This is a genomic window from Chishuiella sp. (assembly GCF_032109125.1).
In the GTDB taxonomy this organism is placed as follows: domain Bacteria; phylum Bacteroidota; class Bacteroidia; order Flavobacteriales; family Weeksellaceae; genus Empedobacter.
On the sequence record NZ_DAMCLZ010000002.1, the window covers coordinates 46933 to 67103 of the forward strand.

At 26.9% G+C, this 20171-nt stretch carries 19 protein-coding genes; 2 read left to right on the forward strand and 17 right to left on the reverse strand.

Translation table 11 applies throughout. From position 1 onward, the window contains the following. Positions 1-15 precede the first annotated feature (15 nt). From RT575_RS03105 to RT575_RS03140, 8 genes are all read right to left on the reverse strand, one after another. Positions 16-720 (reverse strand): hypothetical protein, encoded by a 705-nt coding sequence (locus RT575_RS03105; RefSeq protein ID WP_313578727.1) that lies wholly within the window; start codon positions 718-720, stop codon positions 16-18. A 13-nt stretch (positions 721-733) separates the two neighbouring features. Continuing rightward, the gene (locus RT575_RS03110; protein ID WP_313578729.1) at positions 734-2200 is read right to left on the reverse strand and encodes a hypothetical protein; all 1467 of its coding nucleotides are present in this window, start codon (positions 2198-2200) and stop codon (positions 734-736) included. 20 nt (positions 2201-2220) lie between these two features. Further along, positions 2221-3066 carry a transketolase gene (locus RT575_RS03115; RefSeq protein WP_313385172.1) on the reverse strand — a complete coding sequence of 282 codons (846 nt, stop codon included), beginning with the start codon at positions 3064-3066 and terminating at the stop codon, positions 2221-2223. A gap of 377 nt (positions 3067-3443) precedes the next feature. Beyond that, the gene (locus RT575_RS03120) at positions 3444-3947 is read right to left on the reverse strand and encodes a hypothetical protein (RefSeq protein ID WP_313578731.1); all 504 of its coding nucleotides are present in this window, start codon (positions 3945-3947) and stop codon (positions 3444-3446) included. 101 nt (positions 3948-4048) lie between these two features. Continuing rightward, on the reverse strand, positions 4049-5050 hold the full coding sequence (locus RT575_RS03125; RefSeq protein WP_313578733.1) for an NADP-dependent oxidoreductase: 1002 nt from the start codon (positions 5048-5050) through the stop codon (positions 4049-4051). Positions 5051-5060: 10 nt separating this feature from the next. Beyond that, complete coding sequence (locus tag RT575_RS03130) at positions 5061-5834, reverse strand: SDR family NAD(P)-dependent oxidoreductase (protein WP_313578735.1); 774 nt, start codon at positions 5832-5834, stop codon at positions 5061-5063. Between the two features lie 67 nt (positions 5835-5901). Continuing rightward, complete coding sequence (locus RT575_RS03135; protein ID WP_313578737.1) at positions 5902-6630, reverse strand: SDR family NAD(P)-dependent oxidoreductase; 729 nt, start codon at positions 6628-6630, stop codon at positions 5902-5904. 30 nt (positions 6631-6660) lie between these two features. Further along, complete coding sequence (locus RT575_RS03140; protein WP_313578739.1) at positions 6661-7752, reverse strand: alkene reductase; 1092 nt, start codon at positions 7750-7752, stop codon at positions 6661-6663. An 88-nt stretch (positions 7753-7840) separates the two neighbouring features. Between RT575_RS03140 and RT575_RS03145 the strand changes: the two genes are divergently transcribed. Then, positions 7841-8248 (forward strand): helix-turn-helix domain-containing protein, encoded by a 408-nt coding sequence (locus tag RT575_RS03145; RefSeq protein WP_313578741.1) that lies wholly within the window; start codon positions 7841-7843, stop codon positions 8246-8248. Positions 8249-8301: 53 nt separating this feature from the next. On the opposite strand, the gene RT575_RS03150 is transcribed toward RT575_RS03145, so the two are convergent. The 9 genes from RT575_RS03150 to RT575_RS03190 all read right to left on the reverse strand — a co-directional run bounded on the left by RT575_RS03150 (position 8302) and on the right by RT575_RS03190 (position 17815). Continuing rightward, positions 8302-9576, reverse strand: a complete 1275-nt coding sequence (locus RT575_RS03150; protein ID WP_313578743.1) for a hypothetical protein — start codon at positions 9574-9576, stop codon at positions 8302-8304. A 104-nt stretch (positions 9577-9680) separates the two neighbouring features. Then, positions 9681-10685, reverse strand: coding sequence for a hypothetical protein (locus RT575_RS03155; RefSeq protein ID WP_313578745.1), 1005 nt, complete (start codon positions 10683-10685; stop codon positions 9681-9683). 107 nt (positions 10686-10792) lie between these two features. After that, a complete protein-coding gene (locus tag RT575_RS03160) occupies positions 10793-11410 on the reverse strand; it encodes an alpha-ketoglutarate-dependent dioxygenase AlkB (protein ID WP_313578747.1) in 618 nt (205 codons plus the stop codon). Positions 11411-11438: 28 nt separating this feature from the next. Continuing rightward, positions 11439-12170 (reverse strand): hypothetical protein, encoded by a 732-nt coding sequence (locus RT575_RS03165; protein ID WP_313578749.1) that lies wholly within the window; start codon positions 12168-12170, stop codon positions 11439-11441. Positions 12171-12334: 164 nt separating this feature from the next. Next, positions 12335-13183: a methylated-DNA--[protein]-cysteine S-methyltransferase gene (locus RT575_RS03170; RefSeq protein WP_313578750.1), complete on the reverse strand. Its 849-nt coding sequence runs from the start codon at positions 13181-13183 to the stop codon at positions 12335-12337. A gap of 157 nt (positions 13184-13340) precedes the next feature. After that, positions 13341-14891, reverse strand: a complete 1551-nt coding sequence (locus RT575_RS03175) for a hypothetical protein (RefSeq protein ID WP_313578752.1) — start codon at positions 14889-14891, stop codon at positions 13341-13343. Further along, on the reverse strand, positions 14891-15820 hold the full coding sequence (locus RT575_RS03180) for a hypothetical protein (RefSeq protein ID WP_313375491.1): 930 nt from the start codon (positions 15818-15820) through the stop codon (positions 14891-14893). The genes RT575_RS03175 and RT575_RS03180 overlap by 1 nt, the downstream gene beginning before the upstream one ends. A 253-nt stretch (positions 15821-16073) precedes the next feature. Then, entirely contained in the window at positions 16074-16856 is a 783-nt protein-coding gene (locus RT575_RS03185) for a hypothetical protein (protein ID WP_313578753.1), read from the reverse strand. Between the two features lie 134 nt (positions 16857-16990). Continuing rightward, a complete protein-coding gene (locus tag RT575_RS03190; RefSeq protein WP_313578754.1) occupies positions 16991-17815 on the reverse strand; it encodes a helix-turn-helix domain-containing protein in 825 nt (274 codons plus the stop codon). Between the two features lie 447 nt (positions 17816-18262). On the opposite strand from RT575_RS03190, the gene RT575_RS03195 reads away from it, so the two are divergent. After that, entirely contained in the window at positions 18263-20050 is a 1788-nt protein-coding gene (locus RT575_RS03195; RefSeq protein WP_313578756.1) for a hypothetical protein, read from the forward strand. Positions 20051-20171: the final 121 nt, after the last annotated feature.

Genomic DNA, 20171 nt, shown 5'->3' on the forward strand with positions numbered 1-20171 from the left:
ATTTTTTAAAAAGGACTAACCTTTGTTTTGTTTTTTGTACTCTTTATATTGTTTTTTGTAATTATCTATTGCTGCTTTCTCATCAAAACTGATTATAAAATCATTTTCAATTGTACTGTTCTTTTCATTCTTAATAATGTCTTTAATTCGTCCAATTTTTTCTAGTGAATAAACATTTCCTATTTTATAAATTAGACCTTTTAAATTGATATTAGAATTAAAAAATGATACCGTATTAATACTTGATTTAGGATCAATACATATTTTAGTAATGATATTTTCAGAATTCTTTTTTTCTGTTACAGAATAGATCTCACATGTATTGTTTAAAACTTTTTCTTCTTTGTTCTCTTTTTTTATTTGAAATACATTTTTATTTTTTGTATTCAAATCATTGATATTAGGATTATCACTAATTAAAAAATTAGCACCAAGCATCTCTTTTGTTCCTTCGAAATCTATTTGAAAATTTTTACTATTTTCATCAGAGTATACAACGTACATATTTTCTCCAATTTTTATTGTTGCATAGTTTCCCATTGGAGTTTGAGTGATTAATAAATTTACTTTATTATCTTTTGTAGATAATATATTAAGAAAATCAGAATAAAAATCACTCTTCATGCGATATTGTATGATATCTTCAAATTTATATGTCTTAACTTGACAAAACACAAATTGTGAAAGAATGACAAAAATAAAGCTATAAAGAATTTTCATTTATATTAATTTTTTAATCGAGAGAATTTAAGAAATTATTCAATTTACTTTTATCTTCTTTCGATAGTTGATCGTATTTATTATAGATTTCTAAATTACTTTTTCTTAATGAATTTATTGTTTCTGTTAGTCCAACACTTCCACTATTATAGATATATAAATCACAAATTTGACCTACATAGTTATTAACTTCTTTTGCTAAACTTTTATCAGAAAATGTAGGAATATTGTTTTTTAAATTTTTACAATGTTCTGGTGCTATCTTTAAAAAGTCAGAAACATCAGGATTATCAATTGCTAAATCAATTATTCCTGTATCAATAGTTTTATAAGTTGATTGATATGGTTCGTAATATTCTGCTAAATTATATGTAGCAGCAGCTGCAGAATCAATATCTTCAGTAGAATTAGCAACATTCAGATTAGTTTTCAATTCAAACTTATTGGCATCATCAAAATATTTTTTAAATAATTTATTTAATTCAGCTAATTCTTCTTTAGAAATAAGTTTATTCTTTTTGAATTGTTTTAATATCTGATTCGTTGAAGCTTCTGCTGTTTTTAGAGATTTAGATCTATCATAATCAGGAGTACCATCATAATCACTATCACCATAAACTAAACCATAATTTAGTAAAGCAATATTGTTAAACAAATTATTTACGTTCGTATTATCAGATGTTTGGTAGTTGTAATAACTATTAATAGGATCATCATAACGATTATCAGGAGAATAATAATCTGATGCTGCAACTGTATCTACAGCAACATTATCAGCATACAATTTTTTATATTCCTCTTTTCTTTTACTTAATTCTTTTGTGAAAAAATCAATTTCTTTTTTTTCATCAAAACTAATTTTAGCAGAAGAATTAGAAACATTTTGTATAGTTAATCCATTAAAATCTCCAGCATCAAAACGAACTAAAAGACCTTTAATTTTTGCTTGAGGAAACATAAAACTAACATTGTTTATGGAGTTATTTTCATCAATACAAAGAGTAGATTTTTTTTCTTCGTTTTGTAAACTATTTGATGTTAATTCGTATTCATTACATTTAAAACCATTAATCGTTTGAGATGAACTTAATTTTTTAATTGAGACAAAAGAATCAAATAAATCATTTTTGTAAGGTTGTAAATCCTCTTCTGGAGTTCCTTCATAAAAATAAGGAATTTTTATCGATAATTTATTATCTAGAGAATTTGTATAAACATCAAAAAATTTATTGTTGTTTACAAAAAATGACTCACGATTAAAACTTTTTCCAAATTCACCAAATCCTTCTACTATTCCTAGCAGAGCATCTTTAGTAATATAATTCACTAAAGAAATAGATTCCTTACCATCCAAATATTGGTTGTATTCATCGGGAGTATTAATTTTATAAGATATTTTTTTATCAAAATTATACACCTTCTCTTGCCCATAAGAAGCAATAGAAAAAAGAGAGATCAAAGAAAAAAGAAGTTTTTTCATCTATTTTGTGGTTTAGGTTTTTAGTAATCTTTCAATTCCGTTTCAGGATTTTGTTCTAATGCATTTGCTAATTGCTCATCATTTGGCGCTTTACCATGCCAAGAGTGGCTTCCCATCATATAATCAACACCATTCCCCATTTCTGTATGTAATAAAATAGCAACAGGTTTTTTATTTCCAGTTAATGCTTTTGCTTCTTCTAAAACAGCAACAATTTTTTCGATATTGTTTCCATCTTGTTCCTCTAAAACAATCCAACCAAAAGCTTCAAATTTAGCTTTCAAGTCACCTAAAGGTAAAACCTGATCTGTATCACCATCAATTTGGCGACCATTGTAATCTACAGTAGCAATAATATTATCTACATTTTTACCAGCAGCATACATCAAAGCTTCCCAAACTTGACCTTCTTGTAATTCACCATCACCATGTAATGTATAAACTAATTTGTCATCATTGTTTAGTTTTTTTGCTTGTGCAGCACCAATAGCAACAGATAAACCTTGTCCTAAAGAACCAGATGCAATTCTAATTCCAGGAAGACCTTCATGTGTTGTAGGATGTCCTTGTAAACGAGAATCTAATTTTCTGAAAGTAGCCAACTCACTTACAGGAAAAAATCCTGAACGTGCTAATGTGCTATAAAAAACAGGAGAAATATGTCCGTTCGATAAAAAGAATAAATCTTCTCCTTTTCCATCCATAGAGAAATCAGAAGAATAGCTCATTACTTTACCGTATAATGCTGTTAAAAATTCAGCGCAACCAAGAGATCCTCCTGGGTGACCACTATTTACAGCATGTACCATTCTCAAAATATCTCTTCTTGTTTGTTGTACTTGTGTTTGAAGTTCTTGAAGTGTCATTGTTTGTTTATAAAAATTTCGAAACAAAAATAATCCTTTTTTATTCGGCAAAAAAATGATAAATGATAAATAACGGTTTTCAGTGATTACAGAACCTTAAAAAAACATTTTTATTTATATAACTCAAAAAATAATTAGTGCAAATCCTTCGAGACAGGCTTTCTCGTTCCCAATCTTTACTAGCAATAAAAGAGGAAATGTTTTTATAAAAAGGAGATGCTAGCAAAGGATTTTAACTTCAATCCTTTTTGTAATATCTTGTTAAGTGAAATAAAAATTAATTCAGATTTTATCTTAACTAGATATTTACTTTTACAAAGTGTATGTATAAAGATTTTATTGAAATTGAATAGTATTTTACGATTACATTAAAAATATTATTTCCACATTTTTTCTGTTCCATTTTTTATTAATACTTCAATTTTATTTTTCATAGCATGAACTTTTATAAGAGGAAATTCAATTTGATTTTCTCCTGTCAAGGTAACTTCTTTATCTATTACTTCACTTATTTTGTACATAAAGTCTACTATTTTCTCATAATCTAAAAAATTTTTTATTTCACGAGGCTCAATATCAAATTCTATTTGTTTATCCCAAAAGAAATGTGTGTTGATATTAATATGTTCAATTTTTATAGAAGCTATTTTAGATTCCAAATTTTCATTATCACTTGTCAACAATTTGGTAACATATTCCTTATCTATTTTATTTATGATTATATTTTGTCCATGTTTACCAAATTCTATTGAATAATTATTGTTTAAAAAATCAATTATATTTTTCCAATCTTCTATATCTACTTTTTTAATGTAAATGTCTAGTAAAGAACCGTCAGGCTTAAATATCCATTTTATTTCTTCCCAATTAGTTATTTTCATTATTAATATATTAAAAAAAGTTTTTTCAAATTAATATAAAAATTTTAGTATTACAGTTAATGTAAAAAGAAATTTAATTAGAATAAGTTGATTTTTAATATTTATTTTATTTTAATAACTACTTTTCCTTTAGCTCTTCCTGTTTCTACGTAAGCCATAGCATCATTTACTTGCTCAAAATTATATACTTTATCAATTATAGGATGAACGATATCTGATTCTATTAATTGAGTTATTTCAGCTAATTGTTTTCCATTTGCTTTCATAAATAAAAAGTAAAAATTTACGTTCAACTTTTTTGCTAATTTTTTAGGTGAAGCACTTAATAATTTCATAAGTAATTTAGTATACCATGGTAAGTTAAGTTCTTTGGCAAATTCTAATGTAGGAGGTCCAGTTAATGTAATTAAATTTCCAGTAGGTTTTAATATTTTAAGAGATTTTTCTAATACAACTTTATCTCGATTGCTATGTAGTACGAAATCATAATCGTTTAATACATTAGCGAAATCTTCTTTTTTGTAATCTATAATATAGTCGGCGCCTAAATTTTTTACTAACTCAAGATTACTTGTTCCTGTAGTTGTTGCTACTTTTGCACCAATATGTTTTGCGATTTGTATAGCAATGCTTCCTACACCTCCAGATCCTGCTTGAATAAATATTTTTTGACCTTTCTTTACGTTTGCTTTTTCAAATGCTTGTAAAACGGTTAAGGCAACTAATGGTATAGAAGCAGCTTCCTCCATCGAAATATTTTTTGGTTTTATAGCTAAATTATTTTCATTAACAGCAATATATTCAGCAAAAGTACCAATTTTAAAATCAGAAACTCTTGAATAAACTTCATCACCAACTTTGAAAGATTTTATTTTCGATCCAACTTTTATTACCTTACCAGCCATATCATGACCATTGATAACGGGTAATTTGTAAGGTAAGAAAATTTTGAATGCGCCAGTTTTTATCATTGAATCTAGTAGATTTACTCCAGCTGCATGAATTTCTACTAAAACTTCATTTTCCTTTATATTAGGAATTGAAATATCAACTAATTCTAAACGATTTTTTTTTCTATATTTTGTTACTTGATATGCTTTCATTTTTATAGTATTAATGGTTATTATTTAATTTAATTAACTCTTTTTCAGAATTAATTAAATTATAAGCTTTATTAGGCATTATACGATTTAGTGTGTATATAATTTTGCTTGCTCCAACTCGAATAGTATAATTATTTTGTTCCATTCCTTTGATTAAAGATTCAACTAATTGTTGTGTACTTATTTTTTTATCAGTTCTATCTTTTACCATGTCTGTATCAACTAGAGGAGGTAATAATTCAAATATTTTTACTGAACTGTTTATTGATTGTAAATGAGATCTTAAGGTTTTAGTATAAAAAGATAATGCAGTTTTTGATGCAGAATAAGTTGCTTCTGAAACAGAAGGAACAATACTAAGTATTGATGTTGTATTAATTATAGCAGATTCTGAACGAGATTTTAGCATTTCTATAAATAAATTATTTAGTCGAATAACACCAAAATAGTTTACATCCATTTCATAAATAGCACCTTCTAAGTGTTTTTTATTTTCACTACCTAAATTCAGTTGATTAATGCCTACTCCTGCATTATTATATAAAATATCAATTCCACCCAATTCTTTTATGTCATTAAAAAGTTGAATAGCATCTTCTTCTTTAGAAACATCACTTTGAAAAATGATTACTTGAGGAAACATTTTTTTAAAATCATTTAATTTTGATTTGTTTCGACCTGTTACAATAACTTTATTTCCTAGTTTTAAAAATTGACGAGTAGCTTCTAAACCAATACCAGATGTTCCTCCAGTAATAAGAATTGTTTTATTTGTTAAATTCATAATTATTGAAATAAATTTAATTAAATCAGTCGATTAGTTATTATAAAAATAATCGACTAATTACATTTTAATTTTGTGTTAGTTTTGAGATAGCTTCACCAATGGCTTTAGCATATATTTTTGTTTGACCGACTGGTATATCGAATAAATTATTTTCTAATCCAATAACTAATTCATCGGCAACTTCACTCGCAGGAATACCTTGTGCACCTCCAATTTCGGCTGAAAAATCTGTATTTACTAATGGGGGATATACTTCGTAAACTTGAATATTTTTTTGATTTTCATAAGTTTGTCTTAATGCTGTTGTATAGCTATGTAATGCAGCTTTAGATGCACCGTAAGTAGGGACTAACTTATGACTTCCATAAACTGCAATTGATGAAATATTTATAATGGCTGCTTCTTTTTTCTGAATTAAATGAGGTAATAATAATTCTGTAAAATGTATTATAGCAAAATAATTTGTATTCATTTCTATAATTGCTTTTTCATGAGCATTTGTTGTTTCATTTAATAGATATGAAAAAGCTGCACCAGCATTATTAATAATTATATTAACATCAGGATGATTATTTTTTAATTCGTTAGCTATTCGAATTCTATCTTCTTCTAATGCTAAATCTCCTTGCATTGCAATAGCATCATCTAATTCTAGTAAGGCATTTTCTAAACGTTCTTTATTACGCCCGTTAATTATGATTTTATTTCCTAGTGCATTTAATTTTTTTGCAATTGCTAAACCAATTCCAGCGCTTCCGCCACTTATAAATATTGTATTATTTGTTGTTTTCATTTGTTTATAATTTTTAGTTAAAATATATTGTTAATTTAGAGTAGGATAATCAATGTAACCTTCTTTTCCTGGAGTGTAAAATGTTTCTTTATTTGGTAGGTTCAAAGGAGCATCTTTTTTGTAGCGTTCAACTAAATCTGGATTAGCAATAAATGGAGCACCGAAAGATACTAAATCAGCATCTCCATCTTCTAACACTTTAGTTGCTGTATCTTTATTGAATCCTCTATTTATTATAATAGTACCATTGTATATTTTGCGAAAATATTTAGTAACTTCTTGTATAGCATATTTATTATTGCTAACGTCAGTAAATGGTTCTATTAAGTGGATATATGCTAAATCATATTCATTTAATTTATTTACTATATAAGTATAAGTTTCAATCGTTTCATCATCAACAGATATTCCCATAATTCCATCAAGAGATGGATTTAATCGTACTCCTACTTTTTTTAAATCCACAACTGTTTTTATTTCATCTAAAATTTCAAAAAGTATTCTAGCTCTATCTTCAGGATTTCCACCATATTGATCTGTTCTATTATTTGAATTTTTACTAAAAAATTGTTGTAATAAATATCCATTCGCTGCATGCAGTTCTATACCATCAAATTCGGCTTTAATAGCATTAATAGCACCTTGTTTAAAATCATTAACAGTTCTTTTTATATCATCAATCTTCATTGGTTGAGGAGCAACGGTTTGTTGTAAACCTTTTTCAGTAAAAACCTGTTGTTCTGGATTATAATCTGACGGAGCTAAAGGTAATTTACCTTCGTGTAAATCAGGATGAGAATATGCTCCAGTATGCCATAGTTGAGCAAAAATTTTTCCATTTTTATTATGAACGGCTTTAGTAGCCAATTTCCAACCTTTAATCTGTTGTTCTGTATAAATTCCAGGAATATTAATAGAACCTTTTGCTTCCTGACTAATAAATGTTCCTTCAGTAATTATAAGTCCTGCACTTGCACGTTGTTCATAATATGTCGCTGTTAATTCTGTAGCAACATTATCTTGATTATTAGATCTTGCTCTAGTCATAGGAGCCATTACTATACGATTATTTAGTGCTAAACCATTTTTATTATATGGCTCAAATAAGAATGTTTTTTCCATTTTAAATTTTTATTTGTAATTTTACTTGCATTTTGAAAGTGTAAATGTATAACATTTTACTTTTATTTTGCAAGTGAATTTTATATTTATGAAAAAAATTAAAAAAAGATCTGAATGTCCTATTAGTTCTTTCCTTGATATTTGGGGGGATAAATGGTCAATGTTAATTATAAGAGATTTAATGTTTTCTAAACAATGTACTTATGGAGATTTTATTAAATCAGATGAAAAAATTGCTACTAATATATTAGCATCAAGGCTACAAATGTTGGAAGAAGAAGGAATTATCATAAAATCTGAACATCCAGATAGTAAAGCAAAAGTATTATATAAATTATCTCAAAAAGGCATAGATATATTTCCTATAATGGTCGAAATAAATTTGTGGGCAGATAAATATCTTCAGTTATCAGACGAAAGAAAATTAATTATAGAAGAAATTAAAAAGAATAAAAATGCTTTTGTAAAAAAAGTAATGGAAGAAATGGAATCATAAAAAAACCTCTCTAATAAGAATTAGAGAGGTAAAAAAATAATAGTATTATTTTTTTAATTATAACCGGACATTCTCTGAGCGACAATATTTATTATTCGTGTATTATCGGTATCTGTTGCAGTATTTTTATTATCAACAATAATAAATATTGTCATTCTATACCATACGCCATCTACTACAAAATCTATTGTTTCCGTCTCTTGTGCTGGTATAGTTCCAGTAACAGCTGTACGAGCTGCTGACGTACTGATGTCATTGTATCCTAAGTTTAAATAAATTCCATCATCAGTATTTACATATCCACCAGGAGCTAATAAGATGTTACCTCCCATGTAATTTGTAACATTAGAAACAGCACTATACCATAATTTTATATTACTTGTTGTAGCATTATATATTCTAGGGATATTTGGATAAACAGCACCAGTTGTATTTGAAGATGCATTAAAATAAATATCAATTCTAATTTTCCCCATCAAAATACTTCCACCAGAAGAATTAGCACTTAATAATCCTACATACGAAGCAGGAATTTCATAATTAAAAAATTGAAACTCTCCTGGTTCAAGTGTTCTTGCACCTCCTACAACAGCATTACAAGTTTGACCTCCTATCGAAATAGGAAAAGTAGTAGTTGTTGGACTAGAAACAGTAGTAGTTCCTGAAACTGAATATATTAATTCTCCTGTACCTAAGTTAAAATTACCAGCGGTTAAAGTAGCAGTTAAACCATTAAGAGGACCAATTGTTTGTGCAGGATAGATACCTCCATTTCCATCAGTATATGGAACTGTAAGAGTACCATTAAATTCTGTTCCTAAAGTATAATTAATAGGTGAAAGTTTTACAGCAGAACACGTTATTGAATTAACAGAACCTGTATTTAATGTTTTTCCATCGAGTGTTTTCCATTGTGTACCATCCCAAAATACATATCCTGCATAAGTAAATGTACTTTCAGTACCTAAATTATAAACTAATAATCCTGTAGCAGGGGAAGAAATAGTTGTATTATCATTATATGATTTAAGAGCAACTCTTGGTCCTAAAAAACCTTTTTTACTTCCTGAAGCTAATTGACTTACATTTAATTCCATAATTGCTGAAGATACAGGAATTGCACCTACACCAACACTACCATCCTTCATAATGATAAAATCATCTGCAAGTTGTGCATCAGTAGGAGTTCCCGTTGTAGTGTTTGTTGTAGCTGTGGATGTTTTTCCATCTACATTAAAAAGTCCTTGAGGATTTTGTGTGTTTATTCCTACTTGTGCTTTTACGATAAAACTAAAGAGTACAAAGATGTAAAAATGTATTGTTTTCATTTGTTATAATTTACTGCAAATCTATTTTGAAGTATAAAATGATAAACAATATTATATCCTCTTATATCCTCTTGCGAGTGAAAGTGAGAGGGAGTATAAAAAGTTTAAATATTTAAAAACCATAATTTTGAGTCTTCTTCAAGAGGAATGCTTAATTTTTTTCGAAGACGATATTTTTTACTTTCTACAGATTTAATAGATGAATTTGTATAGAGTGCAATTTGTTTTGTAGTGAATCCGAGCTTTAACATTCCACAATATTTTAAATCAGAAACATTTAATTTACTAGATGATTGTAATTTTACTTTTTCTAAAAAATCAGGGAATAATTTTGATAATTTATCAACAAAAATAGAATCGTTTAATTGTAAAGAATCTATAAGTTCTTGTATGTTTTCAACTGATATATCTTCTTTATTTTGAATTTCTTTTAAATGATTTAATTCTTTATTCAAATTTTCAATCATTTGTTTTTTTGATACATTTTTATTTAATGAATAATAATAATTATTTCTTTTTTCTTCAAGAAATATAAAGTTTACAATTAAAAATAGAATCATGCAAGTAATATTTATAATAAATAAAGCATGCTCATACCCATTTAATTTTTTATTTATTTCCACTAATTTAAAATCATTAATAGCTGATATATAAAAACTTATTATGATTATAAAAATTAAGGAGTAAAAAATAAATTTATCTTCTTTAAAATTGAAAAAAATTGGTAATGCAGTCAGAAGAGGAAAATAAAAAAGAAAAACACCACTTTTTATTCCACAAAAAGAGGAAAAATAAGTTATAATAGCTGATAGAATGCAAAAAATAAAAGAAATAAAATAATTATTTGTTCTAAATTTTGTCAGGAATAAACTTAAACTAATGAATATTAAGAAAATAAATAAAAGAAAAAATCCTTCTTTGGTGAATCCTAAATAAATAAAATTTGAAAAGCCATGAATTAAAAATATAATAGCTGTTAAAGTTAGGTATCTATTTATTATTATTTTATAGTCTTTTTCTCTGTCAGAATCAGTTTTATTAATTCCTCTTAAAGAAATAAATTCATAAATTTTTAAAAATAAATCTTCAAAATAATTTATCAATTTCATAAAACAGGTTTAATTATTTATGTGTAACTCTTATTTTGGCTAAATTAATAAATTACTGATGCAAATTCAAAATAGCAATCTTGTTTTTAAATGGGTTTTAATTATGTTTATTTCTCTACAATAGTTCGGAAGGTAAGGTTAACTCTAGGAGTTTTAATTTTTTTGGTAGGAGGTAAGCGATGGAGCCAATAAGTTTGTGTAGTTCCTTTCATCACTAATAAACTTCCATGTTCTAAAAGAAGTTCTATTTTCTCTTTTGAGTCTTTGTGTTTAAAAGCAAATTTTCTTTCTGCACCAAAACTTAATGAGCCAATAGCACCATCTTTTTTTAAATCTTTTTCACCATCACTGTGCCAAGCCATTCCTTCGTCCCCATTGTGATAAAGATTCAGTAAACAAGAATTGTATGTTTCTCCTGTTTCTTTTTCAACTTTATTTTTTAGAATTAATAATTCTTCAGTCCAAGGTAAAGCATGTTTTGTGGTATTAGAATAGGTATATTCGAATGGTTTTTCTCCGTACCATGCAACTTTACGCTTTGTGATAATTTTTTTTCCAAAAACAACAGCTTCGTCATTTTTCCATTCAATACTATCAAGTAATTTTTTATAAAAAAAATCAGCTTCTTCTTTCGTTAAAATATGACCATAATAGTTTACAATACCATCTTTTGGTAACCAATTTATTGTTCCATCTATAGTTTGGTTAAATAAGTCGTAGTTCATTTTATATGAATGGATTTTTAATTAATGTTTACTCAATCAGGTTAAAATCTATTTTAATTCCATTGAATAAAGTATATTCTAATTTTATGAAACCATATGTTTCATTGAAATAAGAAATTAAGATACTTTTACCTATTTCTGATGTAGCAGAGGAATAAACTTTTAGAGATTTTAAATTTCCTAAAGGTGTTTTTATTATTTCTTCACCTATAATTTCGTAATTATACTTTAGTAATAGCCTATTTTCCCAAGTTCCCCATCTTTTATCCGACCAATAGTTTCCTATGCTCATAGCATCATTCCATTTGTAACCTATAGGTTTATTTAATATAATATATGGAAAAGGACAAGTTTCTAATGAACGTAAAAAACCAAATCTTGGCGGATGTATCCAAATATTTTGGTTGTTTTCTACTAACCCTGTTGAGGTTTTAAACATAAGATTTGGAATGCTATAATAACTAATTTCTGTTTGGTTTTTATTAGTTCTTCCTTCAAATAATTTTGGTTTTAGAACTTCTAATGCAATATTTTTTATGGCATCATTTGTAGAGGATGTAAGAGAATCAATATTTATTTTAGATAAATAATAGTTTTTATTATCTATTTTTATTTCTACATCAAAGTTATATCTATTTTTTATTTGGTAAATTTTATTGTTTTTATCAACTTTTGATTTTTCTATAAATACATTATCATATTGTTGAGAAATTACGAATGTTGAGAAAAAGAAAGGTATAAAAAGTAATTTTATATTCATGATTAATTTTTCTATACAATGTATGAATTTTTAGTTTAAAAACGTCGTATGTGCGGTACGGATAGTAGCGGCATCCTTTTCTAATTGGTCATTGAGCGAAGTTAAAATGCAGCAACGAATTATAAAAGATATAGCGAATAGCCGGTTAAACCGCCCAATAAAAATTAAATGTCATTATTAATTTTTGTTGCTTCCCAACCTATTATTGCTGTTTTTCGAGTATTTCCCCACATATAACCTCCTGTGTTACCAGACGATTGTATAACTCTGTGGCAGGGAATAAGAAATGCAATAGGGTTATTCCCAATAGCGGTACCAACAGCTCTAGATGCATTTGGGCTTCCTATTTTGTTTGCGATATTTCCATAAGTGGAAAGTTGTCCCAACGGAATTTTAAGCAAGGCTTCCCATACTTTTAGTTGAAAATCTGTTCCTTTTAGGTGTAATTTTATTTCTGATAACTTACTCCAATCATTTAAGAAAATATGTAAGGCTTGTTTGTGAATTGTATCTGCTTTTTGTAAAAAAGTTGCCTGGGGAAATTTTTCTTTGAGATGAAATAATGCTTGTATTTCATCATCATTAAAAGCTATATAACAAATTCCTTTTGGTGTTGAGGCAATGATTATTTTTCCGAATGGACTTTGGTAGAAATTGTAATGAATAATCAGATTTTTACCTTCATTTTTGTATTCGGCTGGTGTCATTCCTTCGATATTTATAAAAAGATCGTGTAAACGACTTGTACTCGAAAAACCAGTTTCGTATGCAGTATCAAAAAGTGTTGCTTGTTTTCCTTTTAATAGTTCTTTGGCGTATTGTACACTTATATACTGTAAGAATTTTTTTGGTGTTGTACCTGCCCATTCTTTGAATATTCGCTGAAAATGAAATGGACTTAAATGGACTTGTTCTGCAATTTCATCGAGTGTTGGTTGCTGTTTAAAATTATTTTTTATGTATTCTATTGCTTTTGCAATGCGAATATAATTTATGTTTTCTTGCTCGTTCATTGTTCAGAAATTATGGTACAAATATCATTGTATGAATGTAATTACAAAATCTGAAACTTGCTATTTTAATAATTCTTTGAATTCATTATTTTTTGTTTTTATGTCATGTTGAGCTTGTCGAAACATAAATTGTTAAGAAATTCATTTAAATAATTTTCTATTTCTTATAATTAGGAATAATTTTAAGAGAATCTACGAAAATAGTATCTTGATTTTCAATGTTAAAAGAACTGTTATTTTTTTCATATAAAAATGTTTTATAATCAGTTTTTTGATACTTATAAAATTCTGTAATGCTACTCGGATTTGCTTTGAATATAAAATTAGCAACGCTATCTATTTTAGAGTTTTTGACTAACTTTAGATTTATCTTTTTTAATTCTACCGAATCTATTTCAGAGTTTGGTAAAGGATTTAATTTATTTATGTTTTGTAAACTATCTTGTGTAATTGCAGTTTCTGCAATTGGTGGTGTTGGTATGGGATTAGTTTTAGGTAATATGAAGAAATAAGTAATTAACAAGCCAACTATAATCAATCCGAAAAATAAGCTCAAAATTTTAAAAATTGAAGAATTAGAATTTTTTGGCTGATGTTGAGATTGTGTTTTATTTTCATTAAAATGATAAAGCGTACTATTATTATTCTCTTTTTTAGGTAGATTAAAATTAGAAGAAACTTCAGGTTTTTTTAATGAAGAAATCAGTTGAAGTTCATCTTTATTTTGAATACTTTTTAAAAAGATATTTTTATTTTCTACATATAATTGTTGAACAGTTTCTAATTGTTCATTTTTTTGTAATAAATGTACAAGCTCATCTATTTTAGACGAAAAAATAGAATACTTTTGGTTGATTGTATTTAAATCAGTTTTTGAATCTTGAATTACTTTCTCGTTTTCTTTTTGTTTTAATTCATTTTGTTCAATCTGAATTTTAAGCTTTTCTACAAGAGCTTTTCTATCAACTTCTAAACTATTTTTTGCTTGTTGCAAATCATTTATTTTAGATAGAATTTCTTGTTTTCTTTTTTCTTTTACCTCATCAATTATTTTTTTAAAACCTTCTTCATCTGTTATTTCAAAGATTTTTTTCGAATTTACATATTCAGCAATTTCTTTGTCTTGTGTAAAATAAATTGTATCATATTCACTCAATAAATTCAATGATTTTTTGAAATATGATTGTAATTGATTTAATGATGTTAAGCAATAAACAACAAGAATTTTATTCGAATTTTGATTAAAATTGACACCATCAACCGTTTTAAGATTATAATTTATTTTATCAAAATCTTTAGGCTGAGTTACTGAAAAATCTTTTGAATGATTTACGACAAGTGTTTCATTATTCAAATTTTTTTCGATGAGGTTTTGATGAAAATCATTCAGTAAATTAATGCTAATACTTTCTTCAGTAATTTGATCAATAAAAGATAAACCAGAACCAATGAAAGAACCACTTCTATCAGAATTTGGTTCTTTGGCGTACGTATAAATCGTGTAAGAAATGATTTTATTTGCTCCTATGTTATCTTTTCGAATAGAATATAATTTTGTATTCGGAAATAACATAATTGCATTTGTATTCAAATCAAATTTTTTAATACTTTGTGCAATAGTTTTGTCTTCTAGAAACAAGAAAGATTGGTTAAACCCATTCGGGCTACCAAAAGTTCCAAAAACTGAAATAAAGTAATTGTTATTCATTAATTTTTAAAACTAAATTTTAAACGCTCCCAAAATGTACCTTCGTAATCTAAATCATAACCAACAATGTTTTTATAAATCCATTTAGACAATACTTCTGCTGTCGAAAGATTTAGTAAACTAATTTTTTCTTGCCCGCTAGAATTTGTAATACTACCAATCGTATAGTAAGATTTACTTAAACCATATGTATCTATTCGTTGGGCAGTCATTGGTAATCTATCGTAAATAAAATTATCTAGTTCTTCAGCACTTTCAACATCCATTTTACCAGATTTATCCCATTTAGAAATAACTAAAACAAGGTTAATTGCTTTTATGTTTTTCCCTTTTCTTTCTAATTCATCTATAAATTCGTTGATTAAAGCATCTTCTTTGTGAGCAGAATCATAACTTGTAACTACAATAAAAGTTAATGGAATATTGGCGTTCAAATAAGATTCTATACTACTATGATAATTTCCACCTCGTCTTATTTCATTATGATTTTCTCCCGATGTTTCAAGAAACGTAAGGTTAATTGGGTGTACTTTTTTTGATTTATTATTTGGCTCAAAAACTAAATCCAATCGAGTAACTTGATCGCGTGTTGTTCTATTAGGTAAAATACCTTGTCGAATATTTTCGAAAAAATCTGATAATAATACATTGGCTTCTTTAGAATTCGGTGTACCGATTCTTGGTCTAAGAACGCCAGCTTGCGATTTTAGATAATATAACATTGACGATAGAATTACAGATTTTCCCGATTCGGCAGTTCCGAAGAAAAAAATGAAATTACTATCTTTATTTTTCAATTCGTTTGATGTTCCTTTTGCCATTGGTACAAAATCATCATCACTTTTTTGATGATTATCAAAAGAAAAAGGTTTTAATTCTTCTTCATTATCAAAAGATAATGGTTTCAGATTTTCGTTATCATCCATCATAAAATTAGTTATTAGGGATTAAAGTTTTACCACTTCTTTTGTTATTAAACACACTACCTCCATTTCCATTGTTTCCATTATTTTTTTGGTCTGTAACGAGTAAAATAATAATTACGATAACAAAATCTAATAAAATACAACCAGCTAAAACCACAAATTGGTAAATTCCGAAGTTTTTAATAGCATGTTGAAATGCAAAACCAATTTTACCAACTTCTTGTGTTTGTGAAACAAGTGGTTGAAATTCAAATTTTTATTTACCAAGAACAGTTTGAGCTCTATTTCCTAGTTTGTTGTATTCTGATAATGATTCATCAATAAGAGCTTGTGATTTTTCGTCTTGTTCTTTTTTAGGTAAGATTAATAAATCCTGAATTTTTTTGTCCCATTTCACAGCAGCATTATCCAAATCTGTTTTCAAAGATCTTTCATCAGGAGATAAGTCAGAAATAATATTATCAATTTGTTTTCCCATTCTTTCAGCCAAATCTTCATAGTCGTTTACAACAGGAGTTAATAAATCAACTTTCTGACCAGTCAATTTTTCAATATCTTTTATAAGAGATTGTGCTCTTGTTCCAATTCCTAAATTTCCTGGATCCTTAATTTGTTCAATTAATTGTTTTTTCTTAATCTCTATATTTTGTGTCGTTTCTTTGTTGTATTTATAACTCAATTTCGACTCAACATTATTTTCTAAATCAGTGTATGATTTATCGATATCACGAAGCTCGGTTGTATAAATATCCGTTCTCATAAATCGAGTATACAAAGCATTAAAGTTTGCAATAAAACAAAAAGAAGCAATAAAAATATAAATCCCAACAAGACTGCCAGTTGGTTTACCTTCTAATTTCGCATTTCTTAGCATCCAACACAAGAAAAGCAATAATAATGATAATACTAAAGCAATAATAAATGATGCTGGCCCAAAAATTTGTTCTAAACCAAGCCAAGTTTGATAAAAACTTACGCTGATTAATAAGAGTGCAAGAATCCCCAAAAATAGGTCAGTTGGAGTAATCGATTTATTCATAATTAAATGTTATTTAGTATTTTGATAAAACAAAAATATAAAAATTAACGATTTGTAAATCAAAAGTTTTAATTATTATGAATAAATAAATAATTTGGTTAAATTGATATATTGTATTTATATTATGAATAGGCTTATAAAGGTTTGTTTATTTGAATATATTCAGAAGGTGTTATACCTTTTATTTCTTTAAATACTCTATTAAAAGTAGATTGACTTTTATAACCAGCATCTGTATATATAAATAAAAGTGTAACTTTTTCTAAATCTGTGTTTTGTATTAGTCTTATTACATGCTCTATTCTATGAGAGTTTATATAACTATTAAAATTATCAAATCCTTGATGTCTTATACATCTAGAAATATAACTACTATTAACTTTTATCATAGCACTTAATACAGAGATGTTTAGATTAGGATTTTTATATAATTCTTTTTCAGTCATTAGTATATCAATCTTTTTAAAAATAGTTTGATATTGTTCTAATTCTTTTTTATCTAAGGAAATTGGTAATTCTATTTTTTTTTGAATTTCAATTTCAGAAATTATTTCTAGACTTCTTATTTTATCTTTGTAATGAATCAAATGAGCACAAATTATAATGTTTGATATAAATAAAAATGTATCTAAAACTAAAACTTTTTCTTTTGAAATTCTTATATAAAAATTAGGAAATAAGAAAGCTAAAATAATGGTAATAAAAATTATTAGTAAAGAATAACTACTGAAGAATATAACTTCTTTTTTTGAAAAAAAAATGTAAGCTCCTAACGGAATAGGTACTAACCATACAAAAGAAGCAACAGAATAAGGCCAAAATTTTAATATAACAATTATATTGTATAAAGGAGCAATTAGTAAATAGCCTCTAACAATTTTTTGAACACAATAATTTTTTTGAAGAAAAAAACAAATTATTGTTAATGTCAATGTAGCAGATAACAAATAGATTCCCATAAAATTATCTTTTATATAAAATAAAAAATATAAAGAATAAAAGAAAAAGATAATACACATGAGATAAATATATCTATTTGTTAATTCTTTCTTTAATTCAACAATTTTTTGCTTTCTTAATTCAGTATTTATCATTTTTATAGCTAATTACAGTAAATGGTTTGTTTAATGGTTTGTTTTTTAATGCTTTATATTGGTATTAGTCAATTACAGTAAATTGTTTATACTTCATTAAAATCTTAAATTAATAGGTTATAAATTTGCTTAACAAATGTAAAACAAATAATTATTTATTAATTAAAATAAAAACATTACATTTACGCAACAACATGTTATAGAGTAACTTATATAGTACTAATGTAAGTTTTAAAATAGGATTAAATAAAAAAAATAACTTAATAATCAAATTATAATTTATTTAAACTTTAACCAAAAAATCTGAAGTATATGAAAAGAATACATTTATTATTTATGCTAATAGCTTTTAGCCTTTCAACTTTTGCTCAAGTGGGAATAAACACTGAACAACCTACTGAGTATACAGCTTTACATGTTTCTGAAAGAAATATCCTCACTAATTCTACTCCTGATTCGTATAATGGAATTATTATTCAACGCTACACGGAGGAAGAAAGAGATAATCAATTAACTCCTAATATGGGGACTAATCAAAATAGTTTAATGATTTACAATACAACAGAAGATTGTTATAATTATTGGAATAATATTGATAAGGAATGGAAAAGTTTATGTGGTTCTTTGGGAAAATCTCAATTTACTTTTGATTGTTCATCTATTTCAATTATAGGTTCTTACATAAAAGGAAAGTCTTTAACAAATTCTAATTATATAAACATACCTGTAACAGTTACTAAGCCAGGTGAATATAATGTTACAATAACAACAACTAATGGATATAGTTTTCAAGGAAAAGGAACTTTTCTTAATTCTGGAACATATACTATACAGGTTACTGGTCAAGGAACTCCAATTGAAGCACAAACTGATAATTTGACTATAAATGCAAATGACGTTGAAATAAGTTGTACACCTGTAAAAACAATTACTGTAATGTCAGCTTCTGGACAATATACATTAAGTTGTGGTTCAGCAATAGTTAATGGAGTTTATAAAGTAGGTACAGCACTTACAACAAGTAATACGATAACTTTACCTGTAAATGTAGCGACTTTAGGTAGTTATACGATAACGACAAATACCGTTGATGGAATTTCTTTTACGGGATCTGGAGTATTTACAGCTACAGGAAGTCAGAATGTTACTTTAAATGGGACAGGTACACCTACTTCAACTACAACAAAAAAAATGACAATTACATCAGACAGTCAAGGGGCAGTTTCAACTACATGTAATGTGGATGTAATTGTTGTAATACCTGGAAAAAGATTATTAACAATAGGAAATTCTCCTAATGGTTATGGTTACAATTTTTCAGGTACAGCCGCATCAAATAAATTAATTACAACACCAGCTAATTATGGAGCTTTAGCAAATAGTGTTGTAAAATATGATGGTTGGACTCAAATTATAAATGGAGGTGGATCTCCAAATGCTACTCAGCTTACTAATTGGACAACAGGAAGCGATCCTGTAGATATTATTGTTATAGGTTTTGATTGGGGAGCAAGTACTGCAGAAGCTCAGGTAATAGCAAACTATTTAGCCAAAGGAGGGGTAGTATTAGCTTTTATAGAAAGTGGTACCGGTTCACAAAATATTTTAAGAGCTGTTTTCGATGGATCTGTTACTACAACTTCAGTTAATTCTGCAGGAGCTTTATATAAATTACCATTAACTAATGATGCTATTTTAAATGGTCCTTTTGGTGATATTAGAGGAATGCAATGGGGAGAAGATGCTTCTTCTACTGAATATGCACTTGGATTACCTACAAGTGGAATAACAGTTTATTCAGGTGATACAAATATCTCTACAGCAACACCTACAGGAAATGTTGGTCGTGTTACGGGGTTTAAGCATAATACGTTAAATTTCATTTGGATGGGAGATGGAGGTTTTAACTCAAATGATGGAGGTACATCAAATACTATCTGTCCATTTTATTTAAATAGTAGTAACTTCCCTATTCCCAAACCTAATTATGGAAATGGTGCTACAGCATATAGAATGAATGTTTATAATTCAATTTTTACAGCTAATGCTTTTGCTTGGGCTATAGAAAGAGCTGAACATAATGGAATAAATACTAAATAATTAAATAAAATTTATTTAGGCTCAATAGTTGCAGAAAAATCTGCAACTATTTTTTTTTAAATAAAAGTTATCATTTATATTATGTTAGAGTATATATTATTTTATAGAATAACTCTTTTAC

Excerpts from the sequence above, each read along its gene's own strand:
- RT575_RS03105 (WP_313578727.1), bottom strand. The coding sequence starts at position 720 with ATGAAAATTCTTTATAGCTTTATTTTTGTCATTCTTTCACAATTTGTG.
- RT575_RS03110 (WP_313578729.1), bottom strand. The coding sequence starts at position 2,200 with ATGAAAAAACTTCTTTTTTCTTTGATCTCTCTTTTTTCTATTGCTTCT.
- RT575_RS03115 (WP_313385172.1), bottom strand. The coding sequence starts at position 3,066 with ATGACACTTCAAGAACTTCAAACACAAGTACAACAAACAAGAAGAGAT.
- RT575_RS03120 (WP_313578731.1), bottom strand. The coding sequence starts at position 3,947 with ATGAAAATAACTAATTGGGAAGAAATAAAATGGATATTTAAGCCTGAC.
- RT575_RS03125 (WP_313578733.1), bottom strand. The coding sequence starts at position 5,050 with ATGAAAGCATATCAAGTAACAAAATATAGAAAAAAAAATCGTTTAGAA.
- RT575_RS03130 (WP_313578735.1), bottom strand. The coding sequence starts at position 5,834 with ATGAATTTAACAAATAAAACAATTCTTATTACTGGAGGAACATCTGGT.
- RT575_RS03135 (WP_313578737.1), bottom strand. The coding sequence starts at position 6,630 with ATGAAAACAACAAATAATACAATATTTATAAGTGGCGGAAGCGCTGGA.
- RT575_RS03140 (WP_313578739.1), bottom strand. The coding sequence starts at position 7,752 with ATGGAAAAAACATTCTTATTTGAGCCATATAATAAAAATGGTTTAGCA.
- RT575_RS03145 (WP_313578741.1), top strand. The coding sequence starts at position 7,841 with ATGAAAAAAATTAAAAAAAGATCTGAATGTCCTATTAGTTCTTTCCTT.
- RT575_RS03150 (WP_313578743.1), bottom strand. The coding sequence starts at position 9,576 with ATGAAAACAATACATTTTTACATCTTTGTACTCTTTAGTTTTATCGTA.
- RT575_RS03155 (WP_313578745.1), bottom strand. The coding sequence starts at position 10,685 with ATGAAATTGATAAATTATTTTGAAGATTTATTTTTAAAAATTTATGAA.
- RT575_RS03160 (WP_313578747.1), bottom strand. The coding sequence starts at position 11,410 with ATGAACTACGACTTATTTAACCAAACTATAGATGGAACAATAAATTGG.
- RT575_RS03165 (WP_313578749.1), bottom strand. The coding sequence starts at position 12,170 with ATGAATATAAAATTACTTTTTATACCTTTCTTTTTCTCAACATTCGTA.
- RT575_RS03170 (WP_313578750.1), bottom strand. The coding sequence starts at position 13,183 with ATGAACGAGCAAGAAAACATAAATTATATTCGCATTGCAAAAGCAATA.
- RT575_RS03175 (WP_313578752.1), bottom strand. The coding sequence starts at position 14,891 with ATGAATAACAATTACTTTATTTCAGTTTTTGGAACTTTTGGTAGCCCG.
- RT575_RS03180 (WP_313375491.1), bottom strand. The coding sequence starts at position 15,820 with ATGATGGATGATAACGAAAATCTGAAACCATTATCTTTTGATAATGAA.
- RT575_RS03185 (WP_313578753.1), bottom strand. The coding sequence starts at position 16,856 with ATGAATAAATCGATTACTCCAACTGACCTATTTTTGGGGATTCTTGCA.
- RT575_RS03190 (WP_313578754.1), bottom strand. The coding sequence starts at position 17,815 with ATGGGAATCTATTTGTTATCTGCTACATTGACATTAACAATAATTTGT.
- RT575_RS03195 (WP_313578756.1), top strand. The coding sequence starts at position 18,263 with ATGAAAAGAATACATTTATTATTTATGCTAATAGCTTTTAGCCTTTCA.